This is a genomic window from Candidatus Babeliales bacterium (assembly GCA_035944115.1).
Lineage (GTDB): Bacteria > Babelota > Babeliae > Babelales > Vermiphilaceae > DASZBJ01.
Genome location: DASZBJ010000017.1, coordinates 70,627 through 95,372, shown reverse-complemented (window position 1 = coordinate 95,372; position 24,746 = coordinate 70,627). Strand labels below are relative to the sequence as shown.

At 38.7% G+C, this 24,746-nt stretch carries 25 protein-coding genes; 10 read left to right on the top strand and 15 right to left on the bottom strand.

All coding sequences use genetic code 11. The features are described from left to right. Positions 1 to 10 precede the first annotated feature (10 nt). The 4 genes from tmk (at position 11) to VGT41_02360 (ending at position 4,012) form a co-directional block, all read left to right on the top strand. Positions 11 to 658: a dTMP kinase gene (gene tmk, locus VGT41_02375; GenBank protein HEV2601120.1), complete on the top strand. Its 648-nt coding sequence runs from the start codon at positions 11 to 13 to the stop codon at positions 656 to 658. After that, positions 658 to 1,419, top strand: a complete 762-nt coding sequence (locus VGT41_02370; protein ID HEV2601119.1) for a hypothetical protein — start codon at positions 658 to 660, stop codon at positions 1,417 to 1,419. Before tmk ends, VGT41_02370 begins: the two co-directional genes overlap by 1 nt. Before the next feature lie 421 nt (positions 1,420 to 1,840). Further along, on the top strand, positions 1,841 to 2,890 hold the full coding sequence (locus tag VGT41_02365) for an MBL fold metallo-hydrolase (protein HEV2601118.1): 1,050 nt from the start codon (positions 1,841 to 1,843) through the stop codon (positions 2,888 to 2,890). A 171-nt stretch (positions 2,891 to 3,061) separates the two neighbouring features. Then, positions 3,062 to 4,012, top strand: coding sequence for a hypothetical protein (locus tag VGT41_02360; GenBank protein ID HEV2601117.1), 951 nt, complete (start codon positions 3,062 to 3,064; stop codon positions 4,010 to 4,012). A gap of 44 nt (positions 4,013 to 4,056) precedes the next feature. Here the strand turns inward: VGT41_02360 and VGT41_02355 are convergent, their stop codons facing one another. Next, positions 4,057 to 4,593: a hypothetical protein gene (locus VGT41_02355; protein ID HEV2601116.1), complete on the bottom strand. Its 537-nt coding sequence runs from the start codon at positions 4,591 to 4,593 to the stop codon at positions 4,057 to 4,059. 23 nt (positions 4,594 to 4,616) lie between these two features. Here VGT41_02355 and VGT41_02350 point away from each other — a divergent pair, with 23 nt between their 5' ends. Continuing rightward, the gene (locus tag VGT41_02350; GenBank protein HEV2601115.1) at positions 4,617 to 4,796 is read left to right on the top strand and encodes a hypothetical protein; all 180 of its coding nucleotides are present in this window, start codon (positions 4,617 to 4,619) and stop codon (positions 4,794 to 4,796) included. 152 nt (positions 4,797 to 4,948) lie between these two features. Here the strand turns inward: VGT41_02350 and VGT41_02345 are convergent, their stop codons facing one another. The 5 genes from VGT41_02345 to VGT41_02325 all read right to left on the bottom strand — a co-directional run bounded on the left by VGT41_02345 (position 4,949) and on the right by VGT41_02325 (position 11,815). Beyond that, a complete protein-coding gene (locus tag VGT41_02345; protein HEV2601114.1) occupies positions 4,949 to 5,395 on the bottom strand; it encodes a hypothetical protein in 447 nt (148 codons plus the stop codon). Positions 5,396 to 5,579: 184 nt separating this feature from the next. Next, entirely contained in the window at positions 5,580 to 6,284 is a 705-nt protein-coding gene (locus tag VGT41_02340) for a hypothetical protein (GenBank protein HEV2601113.1), read from the bottom strand. A 121-nt stretch (positions 6,285 to 6,405) separates the two neighbouring features. Continuing rightward, a complete protein-coding gene (locus VGT41_02335; protein ID HEV2601112.1) occupies positions 6,406 to 7,323 on the bottom strand; it encodes a cysteine synthase family protein in 918 nt (305 codons plus the stop codon). A gap of 142 nt (positions 7,324 to 7,465) precedes the next feature. Then, positions 7,466 to 9,619: a hypothetical protein gene (locus VGT41_02330; GenBank protein HEV2601111.1), complete on the bottom strand. Its 2,154-nt coding sequence runs from the start codon at positions 9,617 to 9,619 to the stop codon at positions 7,466 to 7,468. Positions 9,620 to 9,667: 48 nt separating this feature from the next. Then, positions 9,668 to 11,815 (bottom strand): hypothetical protein, encoded by a 2,148-nt coding sequence (locus VGT41_02325; protein HEV2601110.1) that lies wholly within the window; start codon positions 11,813 to 11,815, stop codon positions 9,668 to 9,670. A 374-nt stretch (positions 11,816 to 12,189) separates the two neighbouring features. Between VGT41_02325 and VGT41_02320 the strand changes: the two genes are divergently transcribed. Continuing rightward, positions 12,190 to 12,936, top strand: a complete 747-nt coding sequence (locus VGT41_02320) for a hypothetical protein (protein HEV2601109.1) — start codon at positions 12,190 to 12,192, stop codon at positions 12,934 to 12,936. 170 nt (positions 12,937 to 13,106) lie between these two features. Here VGT41_02320 and VGT41_02315 read toward each other — a convergent pair whose 3' ends face one another. The 3 genes from VGT41_02315 to VGT41_02305 form a co-directional block, all read right to left on the bottom strand. Beyond that, the gene (locus tag VGT41_02315; protein ID HEV2601108.1) at positions 13,107 to 14,054 is read right to left on the bottom strand and encodes a hypothetical protein; all 948 of its coding nucleotides are present in this window, start codon (positions 14,052 to 14,054) and stop codon (positions 13,107 to 13,109) included. Continuing rightward, positions 14,054 to 14,821, bottom strand: coding sequence for a FoF1 ATP synthase subunit a (locus VGT41_02310; protein HEV2601107.1), 768 nt, complete (start codon positions 14,819 to 14,821; stop codon positions 14,054 to 14,056). The genes VGT41_02315 and VGT41_02310 overlap by 1 nt, the downstream gene beginning before the upstream one ends. Positions 14,822 to 15,099: 278 nt before the next feature. Then, entirely contained in the window at positions 15,100 to 16,509 is a 1,410-nt protein-coding gene (locus VGT41_02305) for a hypothetical protein (protein HEV2601106.1), read from the bottom strand. 287 nt (positions 16,510 to 16,796) lie between these two features. On the opposite strand from VGT41_02305, the gene VGT41_02300 reads away from it, so the two are divergent. After that, positions 16,797 to 17,441 carry an L-threonylcarbamoyladenylate synthase gene (locus tag VGT41_02300; GenBank protein HEV2601105.1) on the top strand — a complete coding sequence of 215 codons (645 nt, stop codon included), beginning with the start codon at positions 16,797 to 16,799 and terminating at the stop codon, positions 17,439 to 17,441. Between the two features lie 133 nt (positions 17,442 to 17,574). Continuing rightward, positions 17,575 to 18,069 (top strand): prepilin-type N-terminal cleavage/methylation domain-containing protein, encoded by a 495-nt coding sequence (locus VGT41_02295; protein ID HEV2601104.1) that lies wholly within the window; start codon positions 17,575 to 17,577, stop codon positions 18,067 to 18,069. A gap of 86 nt (positions 18,070 to 18,155) precedes the next feature. On the opposite strand, the gene VGT41_02290 is transcribed toward VGT41_02295, so the two are convergent. The 4 genes from VGT41_02290 to VGT41_02275 form a co-directional block, all read right to left on the bottom strand. Then, positions 18,156 to 18,905 carry a prepilin peptidase gene (locus VGT41_02290; GenBank protein ID HEV2601103.1) on the bottom strand — a complete coding sequence of 250 codons (750 nt, stop codon included), beginning with the start codon at positions 18,903 to 18,905 and terminating at the stop codon, positions 18,156 to 18,158. Next, the gene (locus VGT41_02285; GenBank protein HEV2601102.1) at positions 18,902 to 19,297 is read right to left on the bottom strand and encodes a ribosome-binding factor A; all 396 of its coding nucleotides are present in this window, start codon (positions 19,295 to 19,297) and stop codon (positions 18,902 to 18,904) included. Before VGT41_02285 ends, VGT41_02290 begins: the two co-directional genes overlap by 4 nt. Before the next feature lie 34 nt (positions 19,298 to 19,331). After that, the gene (gene rpsU, locus VGT41_02280) at positions 19,332 to 19,544 is read right to left on the bottom strand and encodes a 30S ribosomal protein S21 (GenBank protein HEV2601101.1); all 213 of its coding nucleotides are present in this window, start codon (positions 19,542 to 19,544) and stop codon (positions 19,332 to 19,334) included. A 122-nt stretch (positions 19,545 to 19,666) separates the two neighbouring features. After that, on the bottom strand, positions 19,667 to 21,115 hold the full coding sequence (locus VGT41_02275; protein HEV2601100.1) for a hypothetical protein: 1,449 nt from the start codon (positions 21,113 to 21,115) through the stop codon (positions 19,667 to 19,669). Between the two features lie 301 nt (positions 21,116 to 21,416). Here VGT41_02275 and VGT41_02270 point away from each other — a divergent pair, with 301 nt between their 5' ends. Beyond that, the gene (locus VGT41_02270; GenBank protein ID HEV2601099.1) at positions 21,417 to 21,713 is read left to right on the top strand and encodes a hypothetical protein; all 297 of its coding nucleotides are present in this window, start codon (positions 21,417 to 21,419) and stop codon (positions 21,711 to 21,713) included. Here VGT41_02270 and gltX read toward each other — a convergent pair. Next, positions 21,696 to 23,150 carry a glutamate--tRNA ligase gene (gene gltX / locus VGT41_02265; GenBank protein HEV2601098.1) on the bottom strand — a complete coding sequence of 485 codons (1,455 nt, stop codon included), beginning with the start codon at positions 23,148 to 23,150 and terminating at the stop codon, positions 21,696 to 21,698. The two genes, VGT41_02270 and gltX, sit on opposite strands and share 18 nt — an antisense overlap. A gap of 160 nt (positions 23,151 to 23,310) precedes the next feature. On the opposite strand from gltX, the gene VGT41_02260 reads away from it, so the two are divergent. Next, positions 23,311 to 23,589 (top strand): acylphosphatase, encoded by a 279-nt coding sequence (locus VGT41_02260; GenBank protein HEV2601097.1) that lies wholly within the window; start codon positions 23,311 to 23,313, stop codon positions 23,587 to 23,589. Between the two features lie 90 nt (positions 23,590 to 23,679). Here VGT41_02260 and VGT41_02255 read toward each other — a convergent pair whose 3' ends face one another. Next, positions 23,680 to 24,492 carry a hypothetical protein gene (locus tag VGT41_02255; protein ID HEV2601096.1) on the bottom strand — a complete coding sequence of 271 codons (813 nt, stop codon included), beginning with the start codon at positions 24,490 to 24,492 and terminating at the stop codon, positions 23,680 to 23,682. Positions 24,493 to 24,746 lie beyond the last annotated feature (254 nt).

Below are 24,746 nucleotides of genomic sequence, written 5' to 3'. Positions count from 1 at the left end.
GTGTGGCACTATGCAAGGACTTTCACGTGGCGTATTAATTGTTGTTGAAGGTATTGATGGAGTTGGTAAAAGTACATTAACGCACAATATTACCCATACGCTGTTGTCTAAACAGCTGCCAGTGGTTACCACTCGTGAGCCGGGAATTACTGAACTTGGAAAGCTAATACGTAAAATGGTGCAAGATAAAACAGTTCCTATCTGTGCAAAAGCAGAGTACCTCTTATTTGCAAGTAATCGTGCACAGCATTTTGAAGAATTGGTGATTCCCAATTTACATGAAAAAAAGATTGTGCTTTCTGACCGTATGGCGGATTCATCATTAGTGTATCAGGGATTTGGTCGAGGGCTTGATCTGGGTGCGTTAAAAACAATTAATGCGTGGTGTATGAATGATATTGTTCCTGACATTACAATTTACCTGCAGCTTGACCCAGCTGTGGCTGTAGATCGATTACGCCAGCGAGGGGCTGTATTATCCTCATTTGAAAAAGAGAAGGCATCATTTACGCAAAAGTTAGCGGTTGGGTTTGAAACGATATTTGCGGATCGAGATGATGTACTACGGCTTGATGGTATGCGCTCTCCGGAACAATTAACTGAGCAAGCAGTGAATCATATCATGAGCTGGATTGAAAATAATGGGTTGTGTGTGTGATGCGTAGTGAAAATATGAAGGCACCCCTTGCGGATATATATACAATCGCTCCAGCAACATTATGGGTTGGATCTCATGAAGCTGCAATGGAACAGTTAATTGTCTATTTACAGACTGTTTTTTGTGTACATAAAGGGTGCGGAGTATGCCATATCTGTTTGCAGATTAATGATCAGCAACATCATAGTATTACGTGGCTTGCTCCAGAAAAGCAGTACACCCTTGAACAAATAGATCTTATCTTTAAAACAATTGTATTTGCTTTGGGCGATGGGCAACATCATTTTTTTGTGATTCAAAAAGCTGACTTTTTAACTCCTGCATGCGCCAATAGATTATTAAAATCGATGGAAGAGCCGCCGGCGGGTTACCATTTTATATTACTTGCTGAGCGACAGGAGCAACTATTGCCTACCGTCCGCTCACGGTGCATTATTCGGTTGTTGCAGTCAACCACTTCAGAGACGGTATACCAACCGTTGTTGGTTAGCTTCACTCAGATCGGAGTAGAGCGTGCAGCAGAATTTTTAAAATTAATTGATCAATCCAAAATTAATGAACGAGAGACCTTGCAATTGCTTGACCAGCTGCTTGCGTATTGGCTTGAGCGTAGTAAAGATGGATTAATAGCAAAAGATAAAAAGCAGTATGATTATGCGCAGCGGATGCTTACTGTTTTAAAAAATGGGTACGCATTGCTTCCGATGGCTGGTGGCAGTAAGATTTTTTGGAAAAATTTGTATATGCATTGCTTGGGGTGATCCGTCGTTATGACGGTTCTTTTGTTGATCGAGAAATGTGGGATTTTTTTAAGGCGTTGCGATATATCCTAATTACTTCTAAGACACCATTCGGGTCGTTATTTGTTATGCATTCTTGAATTGCTTTGCTGATGAAGTTTTCATCTGTTAATTTGGCGAGGGGATTGTACAGAGTTAGACCAGGGTATTTTTTGATTTTAGCCATGAAAAGAGCGTATAGGATAGGCGGGCTTATGTCAACGCATGATCCTTGGTTTTCGATTTCTAATGGAAATGTTCTTTCTGGGCTAGCCATAAGACTTTAAAAATGAAGTTGCTTTTTTCAGACGGTTACGCTATCATACAATCAATTATTAATTAGATAACCTCCATTTCCCCTATCCATGACGTTCTGTCTGGGTGGGGGTAAATTTTTAACCATATGAGCACAAAGCCCCTCCAACGTATATATCCGTATAAATCTGATGGTCGTTATTACAACTATCAAAATGAAAAGATTGAGGGATACCTCTTTCACATGATTTATGAGTATTTGCGATATATAAAGTTAGTAAAACGTAAGACCCCAACAGATCTTATGGAATGGGTTTCTAAGCCGCTTCTCACCTACCATTATAAAGCTGAACCTGAAATTGTTTGGATTGGGCATTCCTCATTTTTAATACAGATCGGAGGGATCAATATCCTCACAGATCCTATTTTTGGCGGTAGTACGATTTTTTATAGAAGAATATTACCGGCAGGCGTTTCGTTGGAGCAGCTGCCTCCTATCCATTTCATTTTAATTTCCCATAATCATATGGATCATATGGATGCCGCAGCATTGGAATGGTTGCGAGATCAGCATCCAGGAGCGACATTTTTGGTACCTGAAGGGGATAAAAAATGGTTTGATGCTCGTGGATTCGCTCATGTGGTAGAGCATGGCTGGTGGCAAAAATATGGCGCTAGTAAGGTGGGACGATTTGCAGAGAACATACAGTTTACCTTTTTGCCAGCGGTGCATTGGTCGCAACGATCGCTTTTTGATAAAAACTGTTCCTTGTGGGGCAGTTGGTTAATCGAAAAGGATGGATATACCATCTATTTTGCAGGAGACACTGCTTATTCGGAGCATTTTGCGCTCATTGCTCAAGAATGTGCTCCTATTGATATTGCACTGATGCCGATTGCACCGTGTGAACCGAGAAAATGGATGGCTAAAACTCATATGGGTGTGCAAGAATCGGTCCAGGCATTTCTTGATCTTGGCGCTCGGCATTTTGTTCCGATGCATTGGGGAACATTTGCTTTTGGGGAAGATGAATTTGATGCGCCGCTTTTTTTATTAAAAGATTGGTGGTACCACCAGAGAGCCCATCTTGCGGGCAAGCAAATGCATATTGTCAAAGTTGGCGAATCGCGAACATTCGGTTTGCAAAAGCAGCTTGAAGTCGCCTCTATTACTATTTTTCCTGAGAAAACAGTTTAACATTTTTGTTATTAATCTTTTTAAATCATGCTTTCGCCGCGCGTCGATAATCCAATAAGAAAAATTTATATATAAAATATTGATTGATCGGTTGCAAACCTGTTATTATCGTAAGGTGTAACTATGGCATGTAAAAAGGCATGTGGCTAGTTGTTAGGCGAGAGGAAGCAAATGAAGTGGTTTGGCAGTATATTTTTTATGATTATATCATCTCAGATGCATGCATATATTTATGAAATAAAGATTTTAAAAACGGTGTCACCGGCTACACAGTTGCCGCACTATGTCATTGGGCTGAGTGATTTTCATGATAAACAGCACGGCATAATTAAGAATCAGCAGGCTGATATCGATCGTTTTTTATTGGGATGTAATCGAAATGATTTGTTGGTAGTTACAGAAGATCTCAGTTCACCAGGAGCCGGGGGGCGTAGCAGGTGTGGTAATTTTTGTATTGATTCGCGGGGTGGTATTCTCGGTGGTCTGGCAAAAAAATGTAAACAATTATCAGTTCCGGTGGAAAACGTGGAGTACCGCTATTGTAGGGTTGCTGCATTTGGTCCAATTTTTAATAATATCCAGCATAATATGTATACATTTCCTTCAGCGACGGAAATTACCGTTGCATCATTGATGCAGGAAATTGGCGCGGTGATGAAAGAAATTCAGGCATTTAAAGATGGTCGCTATTTATCAAAAGTGTATAAAGAAAGCCTGGGTAGAATGCACGTGCAATTAAAACAGTTGTCTGTTGAGCATGGTCAGCAAGCGTGTGTAGCAGATATTTTAGATTCGTGTACAACAGTAAAAAAACGATTGGAATATTTAAAGCATTGGTTGACGTTTGATAGTGAGTTGCTCGATTTGAAAATGCTTCATGCGGTGGTAAATGCCAAACAAGCACGCGTTATTTTAGCAGTTGCAGGTGGCGCTCATATTAGCAAGATGAGTCAGGTATTGCAGGATATGGGATATGAGATGGTGCATCAAAAAGCGGCTTCATTTGCTCAATCAGATGATGCGGTGCATTATTCAGTAGAATTACGAGATGGTTCTGATCGTGTGCAAGTCCGACCAGAACCAGTCAATCTTAATTTTTTACAGCAGTTTATTGGTAAATGAGAAAAAGAGGATGCTATATCTTAGGGGGTTATAGCATTCTCTTTTTAATCCTTGGTAAGCTTTTTTGCTATTGCCGCGAGTGCTTTGAGTCTAGCATTTTCTGCGTCATAACCAATGAATGCCGCTCGCTTCTTCGCGGAAAGTGTCAGTCTTGCAAACCGACATGATATTCCTGCTGCCTCTTGTCCGATTATCTTGAGCATTTCTGCTGAGTGTTCTGTCAAATCTCTTGTTATCCTGGCTTTTAAATCGAGTGATAATGCTTCCTCTAGATGCCTTCTGTATCTTGGCTCTACAATATTTGCAGTTGCGACCACTTTTTTTGTGGCCTCTTGTACCTTAGGGTCTTTTGCGATGGTATCGATCACTTTTTTAGTGAAACCAATAAATTGTATGCCGCCATAAATGCAACCACCCGTTAATACTGCAGCAACAACAATTTTTCCTTTATGTCTACTCAACCATGAAGATTGTTCGTTTTTTGTTTGTAGAACCGATTGAGATGGCATTTCCGTCTGAATGTGAGTTGGCAATGCGGTTAATCCTGCAATTAAAAATAATGTAACTTTTATCGTTTTCACGATGATTCCTCTGTTTTTATGATATGTCTACAAAAATTATGCTTATGCATGGTTTACGATTTAGAGCTTATCCGAAAATTAGTTGGTGGATTAATGTATTGCAAAATATTGCAATGGTTGGAGATTGTAGGAAGCTGTTGACTCCCGATCGTCTTCGCGAGCGTATGCGTGGCGATCCAGGCAATTTTGTTCGCTCAGTATGAGCGCTGCAAAATAGATCATTCTTAATTGTATTCACCTAATATTCCTTTATTAATCTGGATCGCCACGCACGCCAATGGCGGCTCGCGACGACGACCGTGGGATTCTTGCTCTGGTTAGCTTTCAAATATGGCGAGAATTTTCGGATAAGCTCTTATTTACTCGCCGTTAATCGGAGTCCGAGGGTTTCTGCTGCTCTAGAGACGTTTTCTCTTTTTTCGTCAATAAATCGTGCAGCTGATCTTGTTTTTTTGCGCAATTCGTTTTTGGCTTGCTCTGCAGTATGACTTTGTCCGGACAGTCTTTTAAAAAGTATGTTTAGTTCTGCGCCCACATCTTCTATTGTATCTCCCACGTACATAACAGCATTGGTCACTTCTTTTTTTCGTGCGAATCGTTCTATTGCTTGTTTAGCATCCGCAGCATCTTTATTGATTGCTAGAGTCACTTTATCTTCTGGATATAGTTGCGTGTATAGATAGGTCCCATAGGTCCCAACAACTGCCGTGGCAAAGATGGTACGTATTCTGAGCCCATGTATGTGGCTGGGTAAGATCAGTAATCCGGTAATTAAAAATAATATAATTTTGTATGATTTCACAATGAGTCCCATAAAATTTAGAAATAATTAATTTTTAGTGCGATATGTGTTTCAAATTGCTGTATATAATTGTGATGCATGTGATGAAATATTTCAATTGATTTATGAAAGATAATGAAAAAATAAAAAAGGGACGCGTGTTGCATCCCTTTTTTATCGTAAATGTGAGGTATATAAAATTTGTTTATTTCAGTGGAATTGATCCAGACCCAATTGCCGATGGCACAAGCATATCCTTGAAGCTAACCCATGCAGCACGTAATGCTAGCGGGTTGAAAATTCTTTGTTGTGTGGTATTTGTTTCTAGAGTAGCACCATATTTTTCTAAGACATCAATTAATAGTTCTTGTGCTTTTGCCCCAGCTTTTTTTGCTGCATCAAGTTCTAGGTGCAGACCATCAGCTTGAGTGTCAAGAACAGTAACCGTTGCGGTCACGTTTTTTATGGTTAGCTCTTTTTTCCATACAGTATAAAGAATTGCTACAAGCATTGGTGGTGTAATAATATTTTTTAAAAGCGATATAGTTTTTATTGTTAGTTTAACGCCCGTATTAGCTATGTTATATAGTCTTGTTGGTCCGATTTTTGAGATTATTTTGTACAGGGTATATGCAGTTACGACGCTACCAATTGGCTTTGAATATCGAGGGTTTTCTTTTGCCCATGTATATCCAGCATCGAGTCCTTTAGAGCCCCATTTGCTGGTAAATTGTAATGTTTTTGCCCCAAGATCTAGGCCCGTGTTTTTTACTGCAGTAAGGGCTGCAGCGGAATATGATTTGGCGGTATCAAACATTTGCTGCGCCATTGGACGTGTCATTTGTGTTCCAAATAGCGATGCTATGAATAAACCTATGCCTACGAACGAATACTTTCTTACCTTTTCCATAATAACCCCCTGGTTTTTATTTCTATCCATTTAATAACAAGTATAGCATTGGCCAATTGTGTGTCAAATGGAAATGTTTTCGTGTGTAAAAGGGGGCTTTTAGCTAGCAGAATAGGGGTAATTAGTCGTAAAATCCCTTGGTTAGGTATGCTCGGCCAGAATCGCCAAAAATCATGACCGCAACGGCATCTTTATCCAGTTTGCTCGCATATTGAGAGGCGGCATAGGCAACAGCGCCGCTGCTAGGGCCAACTAAAATTCCGTTGCGACGGGCAAGAGTTTTGAGCATAGCAAACGCATTATCATCGCTGACTTCAAGGAATTCATCGACAATTGAATAATCAAGAACTGCGTTATTATCCCAGTCGATCCCTATGCCTTCAATTTTATATGGCTTTGGGTTGCCCTTGGTTGCTCTAAAAGATACGTCAGAATCGATCGCAAGAATTTTTATATCGGGATTTTTTTCTTTGAGGTATTTCCCTACACCGCTTATGGTTCCGCCTGTACCAGCACCGGCAAAAAAATGAGTAATACGGCCATGAGTTTGATTCCAGATTTCGGGTGCTAAAGTATGATAGACCCCTTCAGCGTTAAGCGGATCAAAATATTGGTTAGGCATAAATGAATTAGGAGTATTTTTGTGTAATTTAACTGCAATTGCGTGATAGTTTTCTGGATCATCAATAAATTTTGTTGGAGCGCATACGATAACTTCTGCGCCATAAGCTTTCATGGTATTTAGCTTTTCAAGGCTACACTTTGCAGTAGTGGTGATAATAACCTTGTATCCTTTTACTGCGCCGATCATAGCCAGAGAGATACCGTGGTTACCTGATGATGCGTCAATAAGAGTGCCACCCGGTTTTAAGATGTCTTTTTTTTCCGCTTCTTCAATCATATAAAGATCAGTTCTGTCTTTTATGCTACCGCCTGGATTTAAGTATTCAAGCTTTGCGTAAAGATTAGTAGCAGAGTTGTTAGCATCAAAATTAACACTGATAAGGGGTGTGTTGCCTATTGCATTTAGAAGATTCATACCTATGATTCCTAGAAGATATGTGTGACGCAATTACCGTTCAATCGTCATGTAAGTGTAATGATATATTGTGCAAAATAAAAGACTCAATAAAAGATTTTGTAATTGATATAAAGATTTCTCGGGTCGCACTCACATTAATTTAGTATTGATACAGTAATGTAATACCTAAGATTGAGCCAAGCAGAATTGGCCAAAAAAGAAGCGCTAGTACCAGATGATGTTTTTCAGAAACGATTTTGAATGCCCGTAAGAGCACAAACAGCGTCACAATGAATAGTGCGATATAAAGAATAAAGTAGAATGTTTCAAAATAGACAAGGCCATAGGGAGGTACTCCTTCTCTAAAGCGTATTTGTGCAATTATGGTACTAAAAAATAGTGACGCAGCGGCACTCAGTATGTTTCTCTCTGTGCTAATGAGCAGCATAATGAAGAGTAAAAGGGCGATTACAATTACGGGAATAAGGTCGATAACAAGTATTTTATTTAAGCTTCTTTTTGCGGTTATATTAAAATGAAGCTCTGGCGTTTCTGATTTCGTAATCCGTTTATAAAGGCCGAATGGTCCATATGCATAAAGCCCAAAGGAAGTCCTATAACTACTAGTTTTATACCCAAAGAAACTATTTTGAATGTCATAGCCGGCTAGGGTGATAGAGGGACGTAGTCCGGGCTTTGATCCAATATTGATGATGTTATATGCATCAAAATCTGGAATTAATGTGACATTTTTTTCAAAATCTTTATGCCATAGCTGTATCTGGAAGCTTTTAACGTCAAATGGGTATTTTTGGTAGCGAGCATCTTGATAGAGCGTTGTATTTACGCGCCAAAGAATTGTTTCTAATTCTCCCTCTGTATTGCGATGTATTTCTTCTATATCGTTGTCTTTTGTTGCCTGAGGGAAGATAAATCCTTGAGATAAATTTTTGTGTAACTCTTTATGGTATTGTTGCCATACATACCCGATAATTTGTAATTGATTGGGGCCGATTAGTTGTATGGTGGTGATGAAAATCCCAGTAGGCACATAATTATTTTGGGTAGTTCCTATTGATTTATGTGTATGTAATTGAGCAAGAGAAAGTGTAGAATTTGATTTTTTTTGAATATTGTCTTTTTGGGTAAGGAATTTGTTTAGCTGCTGTTTATCAGTGATTGGGGTGACAGGGTCTTTATAGAATGGATATTTGTTTATGATGCTCCAGATGAGGGCAATGCTTGTTAGTAAGCATACTGTGCTGTATGCGGATGAAAATAAGAGGACATGTATAGTATGGTTGGTATAAAATAAAACGGAGATGATTAAAAAGAGAAAAGAGGTGAGGAAGATCATGCAGATCCGTATTAATCCTTGACGCATCAAATCATCATCCAGAGGAATTTCCTTTTTATCAAATACACCACATAATGCACCTTTAATAATAGGTATTGGGGCAGCTATAAGCCAAGACTCATCGCCAGTAACCGTGTTGTTAAAAGAGGTAGAATCGGCTTTGCCTCGGATCGCATGGCGAATTATTTCAGCGGTTGCTTCATTTGCAGTCTCTTTTGCAAAATCATCAATGGAGGTTCGTGAGTATAATAATTTTTCGCGAGGATGAGTGAGGATAATTTCATTGTTAGCTACTGAAAACCAGTAACCATTTTGACCAAGCAACAGTGTGGTTAAGATATGTTGTAAATGGTTCATTGATTGTGTCACGTACACAATACCACCGATCTTTTTGCTGTTATCGTGGGGGTCTGTTACATAAAATGGTGTTGCAACTCCGATGACGTCCTCTCCAGTTGCAAAGTCGGTAAAAGGTCCAAAAAAAGTTTGTTCTTTTGTAAGTAATGCTTTAAACCATTCTTGTTCGTAATATATATAGCCGGACATCTTACTCAGGTCTACTGCTGTGTTTACGCCCTCTTTCTCAACGTAATAGGGAGCATATGCATTATTATTTGTTTTTGTATTATCGGGTAGATATGCAACACCAAAACCGAAAATATCAGCAGGTTTTTTTTTTAATATTGCTTCGATTTCTGATGGTGTTAGTGGTGTTGCGCTGAGCTTTTCTGCAAGGGATGCAGTTTGTGGGATAAGAAGCTGCAGAAGGTTATCAAGTTGTTGTGCACAGATAGTAGTTTTGTCATGCGCCTGGATGAACGCTTGATCGATGATATGATTTTTATAACGGCTTTGCTTGATAAGAAAAAAAACTCCTGCAGCGAAGCTAATAAGAAATAGTATAAAAGATATTAAGGTCGCAACACGTTTTTTGGGCGATATCGGCATTGGCATCATTACTTTCTCCATAACATACGTAGTGACTTTTTCGTTCTGATTAATGCTTTAGTATTGATACAGTAATGTAATGCCTAATACTGATCCCAGCAAAATTGGCCAAAAAAGAAGTGCTAGTAGCAGATGGTCTTTTTCAGAAACAATTTTGAATGATCGTAAGAGCACAAATAGCGTGACAATGAGTAGTGCGATATAAAGAATAAAGTAGAATGTTTCAAAATAGACAAGGCCATAGGGAGGTATCCCTTCTCTAAAGCGTATTTGTGCAATTATGGTACTAAAAAATAGTGATCCAGCAGCACTGAGTATATTTTTTTCTGTGCTAATAAGCAGCATAATGAAGAGTATTAAAGCGATTATAATTACTGGAATCAGATCTACAACGAGCGTTTTATTTAAACTTCTTTTTGCGGTTATATTAAAATAAAGTTCTGGCATTTCTGATTTAGTAATTCGTTTATAGAGGCCGAATGGGCCATGCGCATAAAGCCCAAAAGAAGTTCTATAATTGTTAGTTTTATACCCAAAGAAACTATTTTGAATGTCATAGCCGGGTAAAGTGATAGAAGGGCGCAATCCGGGCATTGATCCAATATTGATGATGTTATATGCATCAAAATCTGGAATTAATGTGATGTTTTTTTCAAAATCTTTATGCCATAGCTGTATCTGGAAGCTTTTAACGTCAAATGGGTATTTTTGGTAACGAGTGTCTTGATAGAGCGTTGTATTTACGCGCCAAAGAATTGATTCTAAGTCACCTTCCGTGTTGCGATGTATTTCTTCTGTATCATTGTCTTTTGTTGCTTGAGGAAAGATAAATCCTTGCGATAAATTTTTGTGTAACTCTTTATGATATTGTTGCCATACGTATCCAATAATTTGTAATTGATTGGGGCCAAGTAATTGTATGGTATTGATGAAAATTCCAGTAGGGACATAATTATTTTGGGCAGTTCCTACTGATTTATATGTATGCAATTGATTAAGAAGAAGTGAGGTGGCGGCATGTTCTGTTTGGGTGAGATATTTACTCAATTGCTGTTTATCAGTAATTGGTGTGACCGGATCTTTATAAAATGGATATTGGTTTATGATGCTCCAGATGAGGGCAATACTGGTTAATAAGCATAATGTGCTGTATGCGGATGAAATTACGAAAATATATATAGTGTGATTGGTATGAAATAAAAACGAGATGACTAAAAAGAGAAAAGAGGCGAGGAAGATTAAGCAGATTCTCATCAATCCTTTACGCATCAAATCATTATCGAGTGGGATTTCCTTTTTATCAAATACGCCACATAATGCACCTTTAATAGCAGGGATTGGGGCAGCTATAAGCCAAGATTCATCACCGGTAACGGTGTTGTTAAAAGATGTAGAATCAGCTTTGCCTTGGATAGCATGACGGATTATTTCAGCAGTTTCTGCGTTTTGCGTTTCTTCTGCAAAGGCGTCAATGGTAGTCCTTGAGTATAATAATTTTTCACGAGGATGGGTGAGGATAATTTCATTGTTAGCTACTGAAAACCAGTAACCATTTTGACCAAGAAACAGTGTGGTTAAGATATGTTGTAAATGGTTCATTGATTGTGTCACGTACACAATACCACCAATTTTTTTGCTGTTATCGTGAGCGTCTGTTACATAAAATGGTGTTGCAACTCCGATGACGTCCTCTCCGGTAACAGAATCGGTAAATGGGCCAAAAAAAGTTTGTTCTTTTGTAAGTAATGCTTTAAACCATTCTTGTTCGTAATATATATATCCGGGGATCTTGCTCAAATCTTCTGCTGTGTTTACACCCTGTTTCTCAACGTAATAGGGAGCATATGCATTATTATTTGTTTTTGTATTATCGGGTAGATATGCAACACCAAAACCGAAAATATCAGTAGGTTTTTTTTTTAATATTGTTTCGATTTCTGATGGTGTTAGCGATGTTGTGCTGAGTTTTTCTGCAAGGGATGCAGTTTGTGGGATAAGAAGCTGCAGAAGATCATCAAGTTGTTGTGCGCAGATAGTCGTTTTATCATGGGCCTGGATGAACGCTTGATCGATGATATGGTTTTTATAACGGCTTTGTTTTACAAGAAAGAAAACTCCTGCGGCGAAGCTGGCAATAAACAGTATAAAAGATATAAAGGTACAGACCTTTTTTTTAGATGATATTGGCATCATTACATTATCCATATTATTTTCTCCATGGCATACGAGAGTCTCTTTTTATTCATCAATGACACATTTTACTGCGGATGTCTATTGTATGATGAGGAGTTTGTTTAAATGATCATGGTGTAAGGTTTATGACTGATTACAATTAGTTGATGGATAACTGTACGGAGGTCGCGGGTGCGAAATGAGTGGACAGATCTGGCTATATAAAAACGAGTCGGGAATATGCGAAACCTCTGAAATAATCGACTTATTCATGATTTTCGGGGGTGCGGTTGCATGGTAATTGCATCCCTGTTTTATTCTAATTGTTGAAACAAGTGGGGTGTTGTTGATATGCTTGTGATGACAGTATGAATAATTTATATGGTGTTAACGAGAAAGGAATGAGAATGAATGATGTTAAAAGAATCAGTACGCGTGTGCTGTTGGCGGGATTGCTGTTGGTTTCAGGCGGGCAGTTATTTGCAGTGCCTATGCAGACACCAAAAAATAAAGAAGAGGCTATGAAGCTTATTGATACGGTTGATGCTGTAATGGGGAAAAATCATAATCTTTATCTAAGGATAGGTGATGATAAAGAGATAGAGAAAATGTGGACTATGCTATTTAAGCACATAGAAGTTTATATTGAAAAAAATACGGGCACAAAGTTGTTATATAAATTTAGAGAGCTTAGAGCAATTAGCATGAATACTTTTGATTATCTCAGTCGGACATATGCACAGTTTATTGCGCCGCATATTGTTATGCAAGCAGATAAGGCAAAAGGTATTGTTGCTACCGATAGAGACACAATTAGTCGCAGGGTAAAGCTGAATGGAACTATCTTGGATCAGATGTACCGTCAGGCAATACAGCCGTTTCAACGTGAAGTAGGGATGGATGACACTCCATTACCTGGATCGAAAATACATCCTGGGTCTAAAGTCATTTTTGGATCAAAAAAAATTAATGAGATTATTGAAAGTTTAGATATTATTCGTAAAGAATATAGAAGTGAACGCTTTACCAGCTATAAAAAAGGAGATGCTGTAGAGGTACTTATATTTTTAGCTAAGCGTATTAATGACCATATTATACGATGTATTAAAACTGATTACATGTTCTTAAATGAAATGGTAAAGACCTATTGGTAGGTGATCTTTGTTATGGTTATCGTAAAAAAAAGACTGGTTAGAAATAGTCGGCCTTAAAATATCGACTTATTCATGATATATAGGGGATGCGGTTACAGTAGTAATTGTATCCCTTTTTATTTTTGACTTTGTTGATTATCCATCTTTAGTCAACTGTCACAATATTCGTTCTATACAATACAGAAGATAGCTATGATGAGTGCAAAAATTGCGCCCGTGTCAATAAGCCCTTGTGCAATGATACTCATGCGAGAAATAGCATGATAATGAGCAGGATAGAGGGCGATATTGCGGCATGCGGTTGCGGCAGTATATCCAGAACTGATTCCAGGACCAAAAGTACCAAGTCCAATACAGAGTGCTGCGCTTAGTAATGAAAGCGCGACGGGCATATTATCACCTACTGTCTGTGTGGCTATTAACACTGAGATGATAACGGAAAAAATGATAGGGGCTTCGATGATTGCTTCACTGATAAAGGTAAAAGAGAATATTTGATTATACGTTTTTCGATTAAGTCCAATACTGTCGCAGGCAATTTTTGCAAATTGTGCCATGCCAATGGATGGGCCAATGGTACCGAGCCCAATGCAGAGTCCGCTTGCTATATATTGTATGCCTTCTGCATAGGTGGTGACGGATGCAATATTTGCTTTAATGATATATGCAATTAAAAAACCAAATAAAATTGGTGTTTGTATCAATGATTGTGTAATGAGCATGAAGCGTAAAATTTTTTGAGCAAAAAATGGTTGGCGTGCTGTTGCAACGCAGGCAGCTTGTGCTGGAAATGCAGATACTATGCCTATGCATAATCCAGGCAAGCATAATGCGAGTAATATTCCCAGTTCAGCAATCGCTGAATAGATGGTGATATGTTCAGGTGAATCAAATAATAATATAAGGGCCATAGAAAGCCCCATAATATTAGTAGTGTCAATGAGCGCAATGCCGAGTGTTGCTAATTTTGTTAATTCGCCATGCGCAGATGGTTGTCTATTTATTCCTTCTAATGCAGCTACTCCGGTAAGGCTTTCACCAATACTTGCACTGAGCGCGTTAATCGAAACAACCGATGCAATAGTGGTATAGTGGATAAATTGTGCCATTGATTCCATTATGCATCACTTTCATTTGAATGTGCGCCGTGTTCCAACGCGATTGATAAATAGGTTAGTGTTAGCATGGCAAAAACAAATGCTTGTAAAAAACCTTCAAAAATGCCAAAGAAAATATGAATCGGAAGATTGAGCCCTAAGCCATCGAATAGTGTTTGACTGAACCAATGGCTGCGAGTTGCTTTAAAAAAGATTGCAGTTATGGTAGCGCCGCCAAAAATATTCCCAAAGAGTCGAAATGATATTGAGATAATTGATGCTATTTTTCCAATCAAATGCAGTGGAAGCATAAAAAAGGGATCAAGGTATTCAGTTTTTATATAACCCCAGGTTCCCATTTTTTGTATTGCGCATATTTGAATGTACCCAAATGATATCAGTCCAAGAGCAAGCGTTGTATTCAGGTCTTTCGTTGGTTCTTCCATGCCAGGCACTAGGGTGAGTACGCTTGTTATAAAAATGAAAAGAAAGAGTGAAGTTATAAATGAAAAATGTTGAAAGGATGCAGCACCTAATGCTTGCGTACACATTTCAGAAAACCACATAACAAGTTGTATAAGCATATGGCGCGCGACTGGGTACTTTTTATTAATAAATATTCGGACCGGTAGGCAACATACAAATAAAATTCCTAAAATGATCCAAGTATAGACGACCGTTTCTTTATTGATATTAAAGAAAGGATGGGTCAAACCAAATAGAGCAAATGGTTGCCAATGTTCGACGGAAAAAAGATCAAGGTTTTCCATTAGGGTTGGTCTTTGCATTAATCACTATAAGCCAAAATGCACAAAGAAACGATATAATCAAAATTATAAGACTAATTTGATTGGATCGCAATAGATAAATGAAAAAAAACGCGAGAAATGCAAAGCGAATGAGAGATAGGAGGATTGCTTCAAGGATGATACGGCTTGTTTTTTTTGATACAGAGAAGACTCTTCTTCTCTGATATAAGAAGAAGAGTCCATATAATGTTCCGCTTGCGCAACCGATAAGTATAGATCTAATCATATGTTGTTAATCTGTATGTATGTGGTAAGAGCTATAATTTTTTAACACCTTTATACTTCCAGTATTCAGTAACGATTGATGGAGAACCAGTAACGATCACAAGGCCGTGTCGTTCATCAACCGATTTGCATGCAGCTTCAAACCCATCTTTGAAGTTATTGTATGCTTTTGCTTTTATTTTCATGCTTTTTGTATCATTCGTTACTTTTTCAACATCCCATGGGGTTCCACCGGAATGGCCAGGAAGTGCTTGAATTGGACAAAGCATTACGTTGCCAGATGTTTTTTTGAAGAAGTATCGTAATAATTTAAGAAATTCAGTTAAATCGATGTCATTGTTGTTGCAGCCAATTAATAGGGTAAGACCTTTTAATGGGCGTTTGTAATGAAGTAAGCGGATACCGAGTAATAAGTTTTTAAAAGCATCGAGGTTGCTTGCGGTATCAAGAAGGATAGTTGGCTTTTCTTTATCAAGTATTTGGAAACGATTTGCAAGGAGTTGTTGCTCTTCTTTCCAAAATTGCTCAACTGTTTTCTTTGGGTTCAAATCGCCTTGGCGTTTTGCTTCTAGTGTTGGGCGACCGCGACGACCTTTTTGCTTAGTAAGAAGTGTGCCTGCAACTACAACTGCATTTTTATTAGCAAAATCGTTAACGTAGATTGATGAAATACGTTCAGCAAGCGCTGCACAACGTCCATGTAATTGCTCATATGGGTACTCTAACGGGGCGAGTTTTCTGATAGGCATATCCCACTGGCCACCTTTTTCTTTTACTACATCAAGCATGATCTGTAAGTTTAATTTACTTTGATCGGCTGAAACAACATGTGTTCCTTTTTTGACCGTGCTTAAAAGTTTTTGGATGCGCACTTCAACTTCTTGGCTTGCAGGAAGCGCATTGTCAAGAGTAACGCGTGTAACAGCGGTGATTCTAGGATGGAATAAAGAGATAAGCGGGTGATCCGTTGATTCAAAAAGTATGACATCGACATCGTTTTTCTTGAAATATAACAATGCCATGATTGTAAGAATTTCATAAGAATTTGGCGTTATTTCAAGAGCTTCGGCAGTATTAATAACTTCATTTGCTATTTCGGTAAATAGCTTGCTTGAAATCGATTCGCCTTGTAGATTAAAGCGCTCATTATAAAGAAGGATATGTGGAGAAGCGAAGGCGCCAACTTTAAGTCCTTCTTCTTTCAGTAGTTGAATGGCGAAATGAATAGTTAGACTTTTACCATTTGTTCCATTTACGACAATGATATTTTGTTTTTGTGAAAGTGATTCAAAAGCGGTGTCGAGTTTTTTTATGCAAGATAATGAGAGGTCGGAACTGTTTGTTGTCCAATTATTATCAAGAAACTCAACTATCTCGTTATAGCTCCGTTGCTTGCCCAGCGTTATGGGCGCTTTGCTGGTTTGCTTGGTTGTATTTTTCATGAAAACTCCAAAAAATGTTATAAATAGAATCAATAGCAATAATTGTTGTTTTACGTTAAAAATTCAGTAAGAAAAGGGAGTAAAACGTAATTATTGTATACTGTATGAAGTAAGGGTATAAGCAGATGTCAAAAATGTCAAACAAGAAATTATATGGTGGAATCGTAGATAATTTTTGGAATGCATGAAAACTGCCAAAATCCCTTTGTTTGCTATGTATGGATGATATTTTCTTTGGTTTTTGATTTCAAGCTGAAAAGTTGTTTGTAAAAATAAAAGGTTGCTGTGTGAAAAGTATAGACAAAAAATATCTACATTGGTTTCAAGAAGGAACATTAGATAAATTGCGACAAGAGTTGTCGGCTAGTGCGGCGGTGGTTACTTCGACTGATACGGTATTGGGGTTGTTAGCCCCGATTTCTCAGCAAGGCTACTTGGCGTTAAATCAGATTAAGCAACGGTCAGAAAAGCCCTATTTAATATTGATTGGTTCTAAAGATAAAATAGCGCATTTTGTGGATATGCCGCTGGCAGGTGATGTACAAAGGCTTATTGATAGTTGCTGGCCTGGGCCGCTTACCTTGTTGTTTAAAGCAAGGCCAGATGCGCCAGATTATGTTAAGGGGCTGCAAGGGACGATTGCACTGCGCCTTCCTCAGCATGCGGGGCTCTTGTCGTTGCTGGCCCTGTATGACGGCCTGTTTTCCACGAGCGCCAATAGCGCCGGAGGGGCAGTACCGACTAACGCCGCAGGCCTCGAGCAGAGTATTGTGGGGGCAGTGCCATATGTGGTCACAGATATTTCAGATGATAAGGGGGATCAGCCTTCAACTATTTTGGATTGCACCGGTCCAATGATACGTTTAGTGCGTCAAGGTGCCTATCCAGTTTCGATGCTTGAACAAAAATACGGCATAACAATTTTTCGATAATGTGCATTTTTTAATAAAAGCAAAAGTTGTTTATATTGCGCATAGAAATAGTTGTCATCCGTAAATTGTTGCCATATCAGATAATGGTTGGGTATGGTGATTGTAGGATAATTCTTAAAAGAAAGGGTGTGGCGTGAAGAAATACATGGATAGGGCGTTAGGATTTACTTTGATTGAGTTGATGATGGTTATTGCGATTCTTGCGCTTCTTGCAATGATTGCAGTACCAACGGGTATGCGGTTTTTGGCAAAATCAAAACGAGCAGAGGCGTATGTGAACTTACATTCGATCTATGCAGCGCAAAAAGCATATTTTGCTGAACATGGTAAATATTCTGATGTGTTGAATGGAAGCGGAGGAGTTGGATGGCAGCCAGAGGGATACGCTGGCGGTGGTGCAAATGAGAAATTTTATTACACCTACGGCATATCTTCAGGACATGAAGGGCAGAACTATTTTACTGGTAAATTAGGAGCTCAAGCGACATTCCTTGGACAAGGGTTTGTAAGCGATAAAGAGTTTCTAATTCTTGCAGCAGCTGATATTGATGGTGATGGAAGATTGGATATCCTCTCGGTAGATCATAACAATAACATTGTTGTTGTGCAGGATGACATAGAACAATAATGACGTTTTTTAAATGGTCATAGAAAAAAGCGGACTTTCAAAAGTTCGCTTTTTTTGTTTTTGCGTGATCTGAAAAAGTTCATTGTTTAATAGAGGTGCCATATCGATGATGCGAGCGATGTTTGCAATAGGACAGAGGTGATCGCCCCTAGCGCGAGAAAAGGACCGAAGGGTATTTTTAGAGATCTATCGCTTTTGGTTATAATCATGTAGAGCAATCCGAGAATTGATCCGATGATTGAGCCTATTGTTAGGCTCATCCAGCATCCATAAAGACCGGTAAATGAACCGATGAATGCTAATAGTTCAAAATCTCCTTCCCCGATTCCTTCTTTCTTTGTACACCACCAAAATATTTGTGCAACGATGTAGAGGGATAGGTAACCAAAAAGAGCGCCCAGTAGGCTATCTAAGGTAGATATAGGTAGTGCATTAAAAAAGCTAAATAGTAGACCAAGCGGGATTAAAAATAGGGTGACGAAACGGGATATAAGCATCGTTTCTAAGTCAGAGCGGATCGTGACTATCAAAGCAGAGAAAAAAATATAATATGCGATTAAAAATTGGTGTGAGATGAGTATATATGCTGCGGTAAACAATACACCGGTAAACAGCTCAATGAGTGGGTATAGAATAGAAATTGGTTGATGGCACGTACGACATTTTCCTCGTAGCATAAGCCATGAGATAACGGGAATAAGATCATACCATGCAATTTCTGTTTTACAGTGCGGACAGGCAGATCGTGGCCACACTATATTTTCATTATGCAGTAAGCGATATGCAACGACATTTAAAAATGACCCCCAACATACAAAGAAGGGGAAAAGCATCATGATACAGGTTCTTCTGTTGGTTCTGGTTCTTCTGTTTTAATTTTTTCTAATAGTTCTTCCAGCCGTTGAACTTTATCAAATTGGCGGTCGAATTTAAAAAGAAGATCAGGAACTCGACGAGCGTCTATAGAATCTGCAAGCGCTTTGCGCAATGATGGTTTATAGAGGATTAATATTTTTTTAAGTTCATCAAAGGCTTCTTTGCCTGCAGCTGTATAAATATTGATGGAGCACATCCCTTTATCAGGGGATAAGGTTACGCTGTTCACAAACAAGCCATCAAGACGAGAATCATCGCGAGTTATTTGTGCAAACAACCGAGATATCTCTCGATACATCTGAGTTTCTTTTTGGGCCTGCTTAATAGTTTTAACCCGTGGATTTTTGTCCATTTGCTTTAATATGCTCCACCCATGAGGGGATTAATTAGAAAAGATTTTGTGTAGAGATGCGCATTAAATTTTGTTTGATCGCGCGCACTAAACGTTTTCTGCGTTTTTGTGTTGGTGATTCGAAGTATACAGTGCGCTTCATATCGCGTACTACGCCTTCACGTTCAACTTTCTTTTTAAGTTGTCTGATAGCTTTTTCAACGTTCATTCCAACGGGTACTTCTACGTGTGCTTTTTTCTTATACATAATAGAGTCAATGCCTTTTATTACGTTTAAACAGTTTATATTACGTCACTAATAAGAAAGATATTAGGGTATTTTTGTCATATTGTCCATCACTTTATGCCTGTTTGTGGCTATTGGAGTGGTTAATATACAGCATTAAATGATAGCATTACTGTGGTTGTTCGATAAGTCCTAATTGATGGTAATGGAGTTTGCCATAGGAATCCTAATGAGATATTTGGAGAAATATCATAATTGAATCCTATATTTGCAAGTTGGCTCTTCCAGTTGGATAAGAGCTCAAGCTTATGAGGTACAAAGGCTGGGTCACATACTTTTAGTCTGATATGGTCTTCTTGGTGTTCTACTAAAATATATTGGAAGTAAAATGAGAGATCGCCCAGGAAGTGATACGCATTCATTTTGAGCCCGAAATGCCAGTTATCTCCTGGTTGTATGTTCACGCTTGTGCAGAATGGGTAGATACCACTTTGGAAGCAACTTGTAGGCATTGGGTATCTGCAGACATCACGACTGAAAAAGTGTGTATACCCAAATTCAGCGCCAATTTCGATGGTTTCGAAAAACAGGATATTCAGACCAGTTGATCCACCGAGTGCAAAATGGTCATTGTTGCCAAATGATAGGGCAGCAAACTGATGAAAGTCTCGTTTTTTTCCCAAAGGGATACTTGCTTCAATATGCACGAATGGAATAAGTAGAAAACTTTCCCATGAGTCACGGTTTAGGTTTATTGCATAAGGATGGCGCCAGTAGATACCGCCGCGAAGGTCTTCAATAGAGAATTTATGAAATTTAGTGATATCAAGACAAATTTCAGCGGCAACATTTTTAAGATTATTCATGAGCGTTTCATTGAGTGTGCACGTGTCAACAGTTCGACAGCCATTGATGTTTTGGGGAGAGACCGCACCTGTTGTTGCGCCTCGGTTTTCAAAACTTATTGTTTGGCAGATGTCAGCAAGTCCTGTGTTGAATGAAACTCCAAAATCATGAGAGAGTTGACCTTTAAAATCAAAACGCACGCCACGCTTACGGTATTTCATTGATACATCAAAAAAACCAATTTTTTCCATTTTATCGATAAAAAGTGGATCAGTGAGTGGTCCCTTACCGATAAAATCAGGAAATAAGCAATCTTTTGCAGTTTGTAGTACTGAAGGAAGTGGACAGCATCCAGGAGTATTACCAAACAGTAAACCGATCATACTCCAGCGACCGTTTATGTTACCGAGACATGTTTCCTCTACTAAGTCTGATTGGCAAAAGGGAGTTACAGGGGTAACGTCACCGGGGAAGGCAGTTTGTGGGATAGTGGTACGATTTGCATTTTGTGCGAATGGAGAAATGGAGAATCCAAACCATTCATTCCAATCAGTATCTAATATGTAATCTTGTAGGCGTAACCGCTCTCTCGTATTGAGAAAGGTATGTGGGTCAAGCGAGGTGTATATCGGATATGTATCATTACGTGAATATGAGGAAATAGAGCCAACTATTACGTGATGACTTGTTAATAAGAGTAGTAATAAAAGGGTGATCTTGTTATTAGTGGAAGGGGTAATTAGCATTTTTAATCCTTTTTTCTTTCCGTCGTCCTATCATTACCTTATAGCACCGTTGCGGTAATAAGGTCAATTGCTCATTTAATTTGGTTTGTTCTTTATGCCCTTCAATCGAAATGATAAAAGCTGTTTTATGGCAAGGTGTAATATAGTTTTATTATTTTGGCTAGATTTTTTATTATCATCGATATCCTTATCCTAGGAAAACCTGTGTGAATTGCATTTTTTTGCAACATGCCAGTAATGACGATATAGTATATCGTATAATCTTTGCATATAAAGGTGTATTTCACAAGGATGTATTACTATGAGTTATTGTTCTTATTATCAAGCGACTATTAAACGCAAAGAATGTTGGTTTTTTGTAGCAATTCTTCATAGCTATGATCATCTTTGTTTTGATCGCACGTTGGATATAGATCAAAGTATTTTTGAATTTTTTGTTCCAGCATCTAATGAGCAGAATTTTCTTGCCGTAATGCAAGAATTTGAGGCGATAGGGATCGTTTCAAATTTTAAAAAATTACCTAATCGACTTGCGATTCCAGATTCTGATGTGTGGGACAAGATTAATAAAGAGAACGAATCATCCGTTACTCGTTAACAGGTTAAAGCGTTTTTTTGTCTCTTTTATTCCAAGCATTTGTATTAATTCTTGAATCCCAATACCGTTTGGTTTACCGGTTAAAATGAGCCGCAGCGCAGAAAACAGTAGTTTCATGGGGAGTTGTTGTTCTTTTGCAGCAGCTTTTAGATTGTTTAAGCAAAGAGTAATATCGGTCATTGGTTCTATATTCTGTTTGAGCAAAGCAAGAATTTTTGTCAGATGTTCGTTTGGTATTATTGCCTCTAGATCTGCATGAGTAACGGTTGGAGGGGTAAAATAAAAGGCGATTTCGTTATCAATTTCATCGAGCGTATGAATATCAGTTTTAATGGTTTGAATGAGTGGAGTTAATGTAGCATCATCCATGTTTGCAATAGCTGGAAACTGTTTTTCTAAAAAGGGGCGGGCAAGGGCGGTAAGCTCTTCATGAGGATATTGGGCAATCCACTTGTGATTTATCCAACGTAGCTTTTCTACATCATATCGTATAAAACTTGAGCTGTGGATGGTATCAAAATGAACAGATTGTATCAGTTCTTTTTGCGTCATAATTTCGTTGATAAATGATCCACCACCGATAATTGCCAGGTAGTTGCAAATTGCTTCTGGAAGAAATCCGGAATTACGCAGATCATTAAGTGAAAATCCAAAATCTCGTTTAGAGAGTTTTTTTCCTTCGATATTGCATATCATCGGTAAATGCCAGTATACCGGGAGCGGAATTTCAAATGCCATATACAGAGCCACTTGTCCTGCAGTATTGCTCAAATGATCGTTACCGCGAAAGATGTGTGTGATTTCCATAGCGATATCGTCAACGCAGTTAGCAAACATAAATGTGACGCTTCCATCTTGGCGCGTCAAAGGGAAATCGGAAAAGTTATTAAAATCAAATGTTGTTGGGCCATGTCCAAGATCGGTAATAGTAACGGATTGTTGTTGATTTAACTTCATGCGCCAAATAAATGGAGTTTGTGCAGCAACCTTTGCAGCTATTTCAGAAGGAGATAGTTTTAAGCAGGCGCGATCATAACGAGGTGGTTGTTTGAGTGCGATTTGTCGCAATCGTTTTTTTTCTAGTTCTTCTTGGGTGCAAAAGCAGCGGTAAATAGATTCATTTTTTTGCAGGAACTGTAATTTTTCGTTATAGAGCGCTGTTCGTTCCGATTGAAAGTAAGAACCATAATCTTTATGAGCAGCAGGTTTCCCCGGGCCTTCATCAAATGATAGCTGTAGCCATGCAAGGTCGGTTAGAATCTGTTTTGCTCCTGGATCGAAATTTCGTGTCTGGTCTGTATCTTCAATGCGTACAATGAATGAGCCATCTGTTTGTTGAGCAAAAAGATAGTTCATAAGGGCAGCTCGGACATTCCCTAAATGCATAAGTCCGGTTGGGGATGGGGCAAATCGTGTACGAATGGTTGGTTTACTCATTGGGTATACATTCCTAAATAGATAATAAAAAATGATGAATTTAATTGTACTTATGAACCAAATGCAAGTCTAGTGTTTCAGTTTTTGACAGAAGAGATCATGATTTGATAGCTTTTGATGCGAGTTGTGGAAAAGGTGTAGGATTAATAAGGAGCTGGTAATGAATAAATGTCTTAAGATTACATTTTCAGGTGATATTGCGCCGGAAGATTTGCGTACTTTTATACAAAAGCATGCGCATGATCTGTCATTAGAAGGTACTGTTCAGTTGGCGCAAGAGAATCAATATAGGATTTTTGTTTGTGGCGCCAAAGACGCCGTGGATACATTTGTGGATATTTTGCATAAAGGATCTGCAAAAATAATGTTGGAAGATATAGAGATAGAGCCATTTGTGCGGACAAAAGATTATCGTGGTGTTTTTCGAGTGATTGAATAAGATGATAGCCGTCTGGGCCCAATAGCAATAATTAAAGGCGACATTGTGGTTGGTAATGCCGCCTTATATTTTTTGTAAGTAAGTCCATTTCTATTCTTTTTCTTCGGATAGTTTTTTCTTCTTCTTGTTCTTTTTTTTCTTTTTTTGTTCGCGTTTCGCGGCAGGCAATTCTTCTTCATTTGGCATTTCTTCTCCCCAAGTTTGTGCCTGCAGGAGTCTGATGAAATCTTCGTCCTCTTGCGTTGCTGCGGCCTCTCCCTGCTCAGCGACTGCAAACGCTTTTTCTTGTTGGGCAGCCTTTTTCTTTGTTCCAAAGATAACATCTTTTAGATATTTGATGACTGCAGAACGTGGTTTACCTGTGGCGTCGATCTGAAGCGCAACTTGCAAGGCATTTTTTCCATCAGGGATCCGAAGAGTTGTGACATCAATATCTGCATTGTCATAAAAGTTTTTTAAGGTGGCAATCACATCAACAGGTGCATCTGCGACGGCATCAAGAAATGGGTTCCATCCATATTGGTCTATTTTTGTAAGAGTGACTGTTAGTGTCGCGGGCTTCATTGTTGCTAAAACGGCAAATGCGGCATGCCATCGACTTCTTTCCTGCTCTGCGGATGAATCAACGGCAGCCTGACCCTGCGAGGGGGCAGAGGCCTGACGCTTGGACTCAAATAAGCTTATTCTTTTAACCTCTTGCTCTAGTAATTCAGGGGCTAAACCCTGTTCAAGAAGCATTTGTTCCAGTGGATTAATAATAAGGCGTGGCGCCTTGGCATGCTTCTGTTGTAGCCGTTGTTGCATTAAAAGTTTTCGCTGTTGTGGATTAGCTCCAAAAAGGGGAGCGGGTAGGATGTACAGGGCAAAGGTTAGTAATAATATTTTTGAGCTTTTTGTGTTCATGGTGCCTCCAAATTGTACTTATTATAAAAAGGTTCTTCTGTATGATTCTATTTGTATTGTGCCACATGAAAGGCGCTAAAATCAAGGGTTTTGTACAGGGCTTAGGTTTGTGCTCAAATCCATTCAAGAAGTTTGAGGTGCCGATAGCTGTGAAATAGAGAGGAATGGCAGATCATTATGAATGTTTTGTCCAAACACCCTGATTTTGTTATTCTTTCTAAAGATATTTTTCGATAAATTTTGTCAATTTTGGA

Bases quoted from the DNA above. Each gene is read 5' to 3' on its own strand.
- VGT41_02360 (HEV2601117.1), top strand. From the start codon at position 3,062: ATGAAGTGGTTTGGCAGTATATTTTTTATGATTATATCATCTCAGATG.
- VGT41_02370 (HEV2601119.1), top strand. From the start codon at position 658: ATGCGTAGTGAAAATATGAAGGCACCCCTTGCGGATATATATACAATC.
- VGT41_02350 (HEV2601115.1), top strand. From the start codon at position 4,617: ATGTCTACAAAAATTATGCTTATGCATGGTTTACGATTTAGAGCTTAT.
- VGT41_02260 (HEV2601097.1), top strand. From the start codon at position 23,311: ATGAATAAATGTCTTAAGATTACATTTTCAGGTGATATTGCGCCGGAA.
- gltX (HEV2601098.1), bottom strand. From the start codon at position 23,150: ATGAGTAAACCAACCATTCGTACACGATTTGCCCCATCCCCAACCGGA.
- VGT41_02335 (HEV2601112.1), bottom strand. From the start codon at position 7,323: ATGAATCTTCTAAATGCAATAGGCAACACACCCCTTATCAGTGTTAAT.
- VGT41_02325 (HEV2601110.1), bottom strand. From the start codon at position 11,815: ATGGATAATGTAATGATGCCAATATCATCTAAAAAAAAGGTCTGTACC.
- VGT41_02330 (HEV2601111.1), bottom strand. From the start codon at position 9,619: ATGATGCCAATGCCGATATCGCCCAAAAAACGTGTTGCGACCTTAATA.
- VGT41_02340 (HEV2601113.1), bottom strand. From the start codon at position 6,284: ATGGAAAAGGTAAGAAAGTATTCGTTCGTAGGCATAGGTTTATTCATA.
- VGT41_02320 (HEV2601109.1), top strand. From the start codon at position 12,190: ATGAATGATGTTAAAAGAATCAGTACGCGTGTGCTGTTGGCGGGATTG.
- VGT41_02285 (HEV2601102.1), bottom strand. From the start codon at position 19,297: ATGGACAAAAATCCACGGGTTAAAACTATTAAGCAGGCCCAAAAAGAA.
- VGT41_02270 (HEV2601099.1), top strand. From the start codon at position 21,417: ATGAGTTATTGTTCTTATTATCAAGCGACTATTAAACGCAAAGAATGT.
- tmk (HEV2601120.1), top strand. From the start codon at position 11: ATGCAAGGACTTTCACGTGGCGTATTAATTGTTGTTGAAGGTATTGAT.
- VGT41_02255 (HEV2601096.1), bottom strand. From the start codon at position 24,492: ATGAACACAAAAAGCTCAAAAATATTATTACTAACCTTTGCCCTGTAC.
- VGT41_02275 (HEV2601100.1), bottom strand. From the start codon at position 21,115: ATGCTAATTACCCCTTCCACTAATAACAAGATCACCCTTTTATTACTA.
- VGT41_02315 (HEV2601108.1), bottom strand. From the start codon at position 14,054: ATGGAATCAATGGCACAATTTATCCACTATACCACTATTGCATCGGTT.
- VGT41_02310 (HEV2601107.1), bottom strand. From the start codon at position 14,821: ATGCAAAGACCAACCCTAATGGAAAACCTTGATCTTTTTTCCGTCGAA.
- rpsU (HEV2601101.1), bottom strand. From the start codon at position 19,544: ATGTATAAGAAAAAAGCACACGTAGAAGTACCCGTTGGAATGAACGTT.
- VGT41_02290 (HEV2601103.1), bottom strand. From the start codon at position 18,905: ATGATGCTTTTCCCCTTCTTTGTATGTTGGGGGTCATTTTTAAATGTC.
- VGT41_02305 (HEV2601106.1), bottom strand. From the start codon at position 16,509: ATGAAAAATACAACCAAGCAAACCAGCAAAGCGCCCATAACGCTGGGC.
- VGT41_02365 (HEV2601118.1), top strand. From the start codon at position 1,841: ATGAGCACAAAGCCCCTCCAACGTATATATCCGTATAAATCTGATGGT.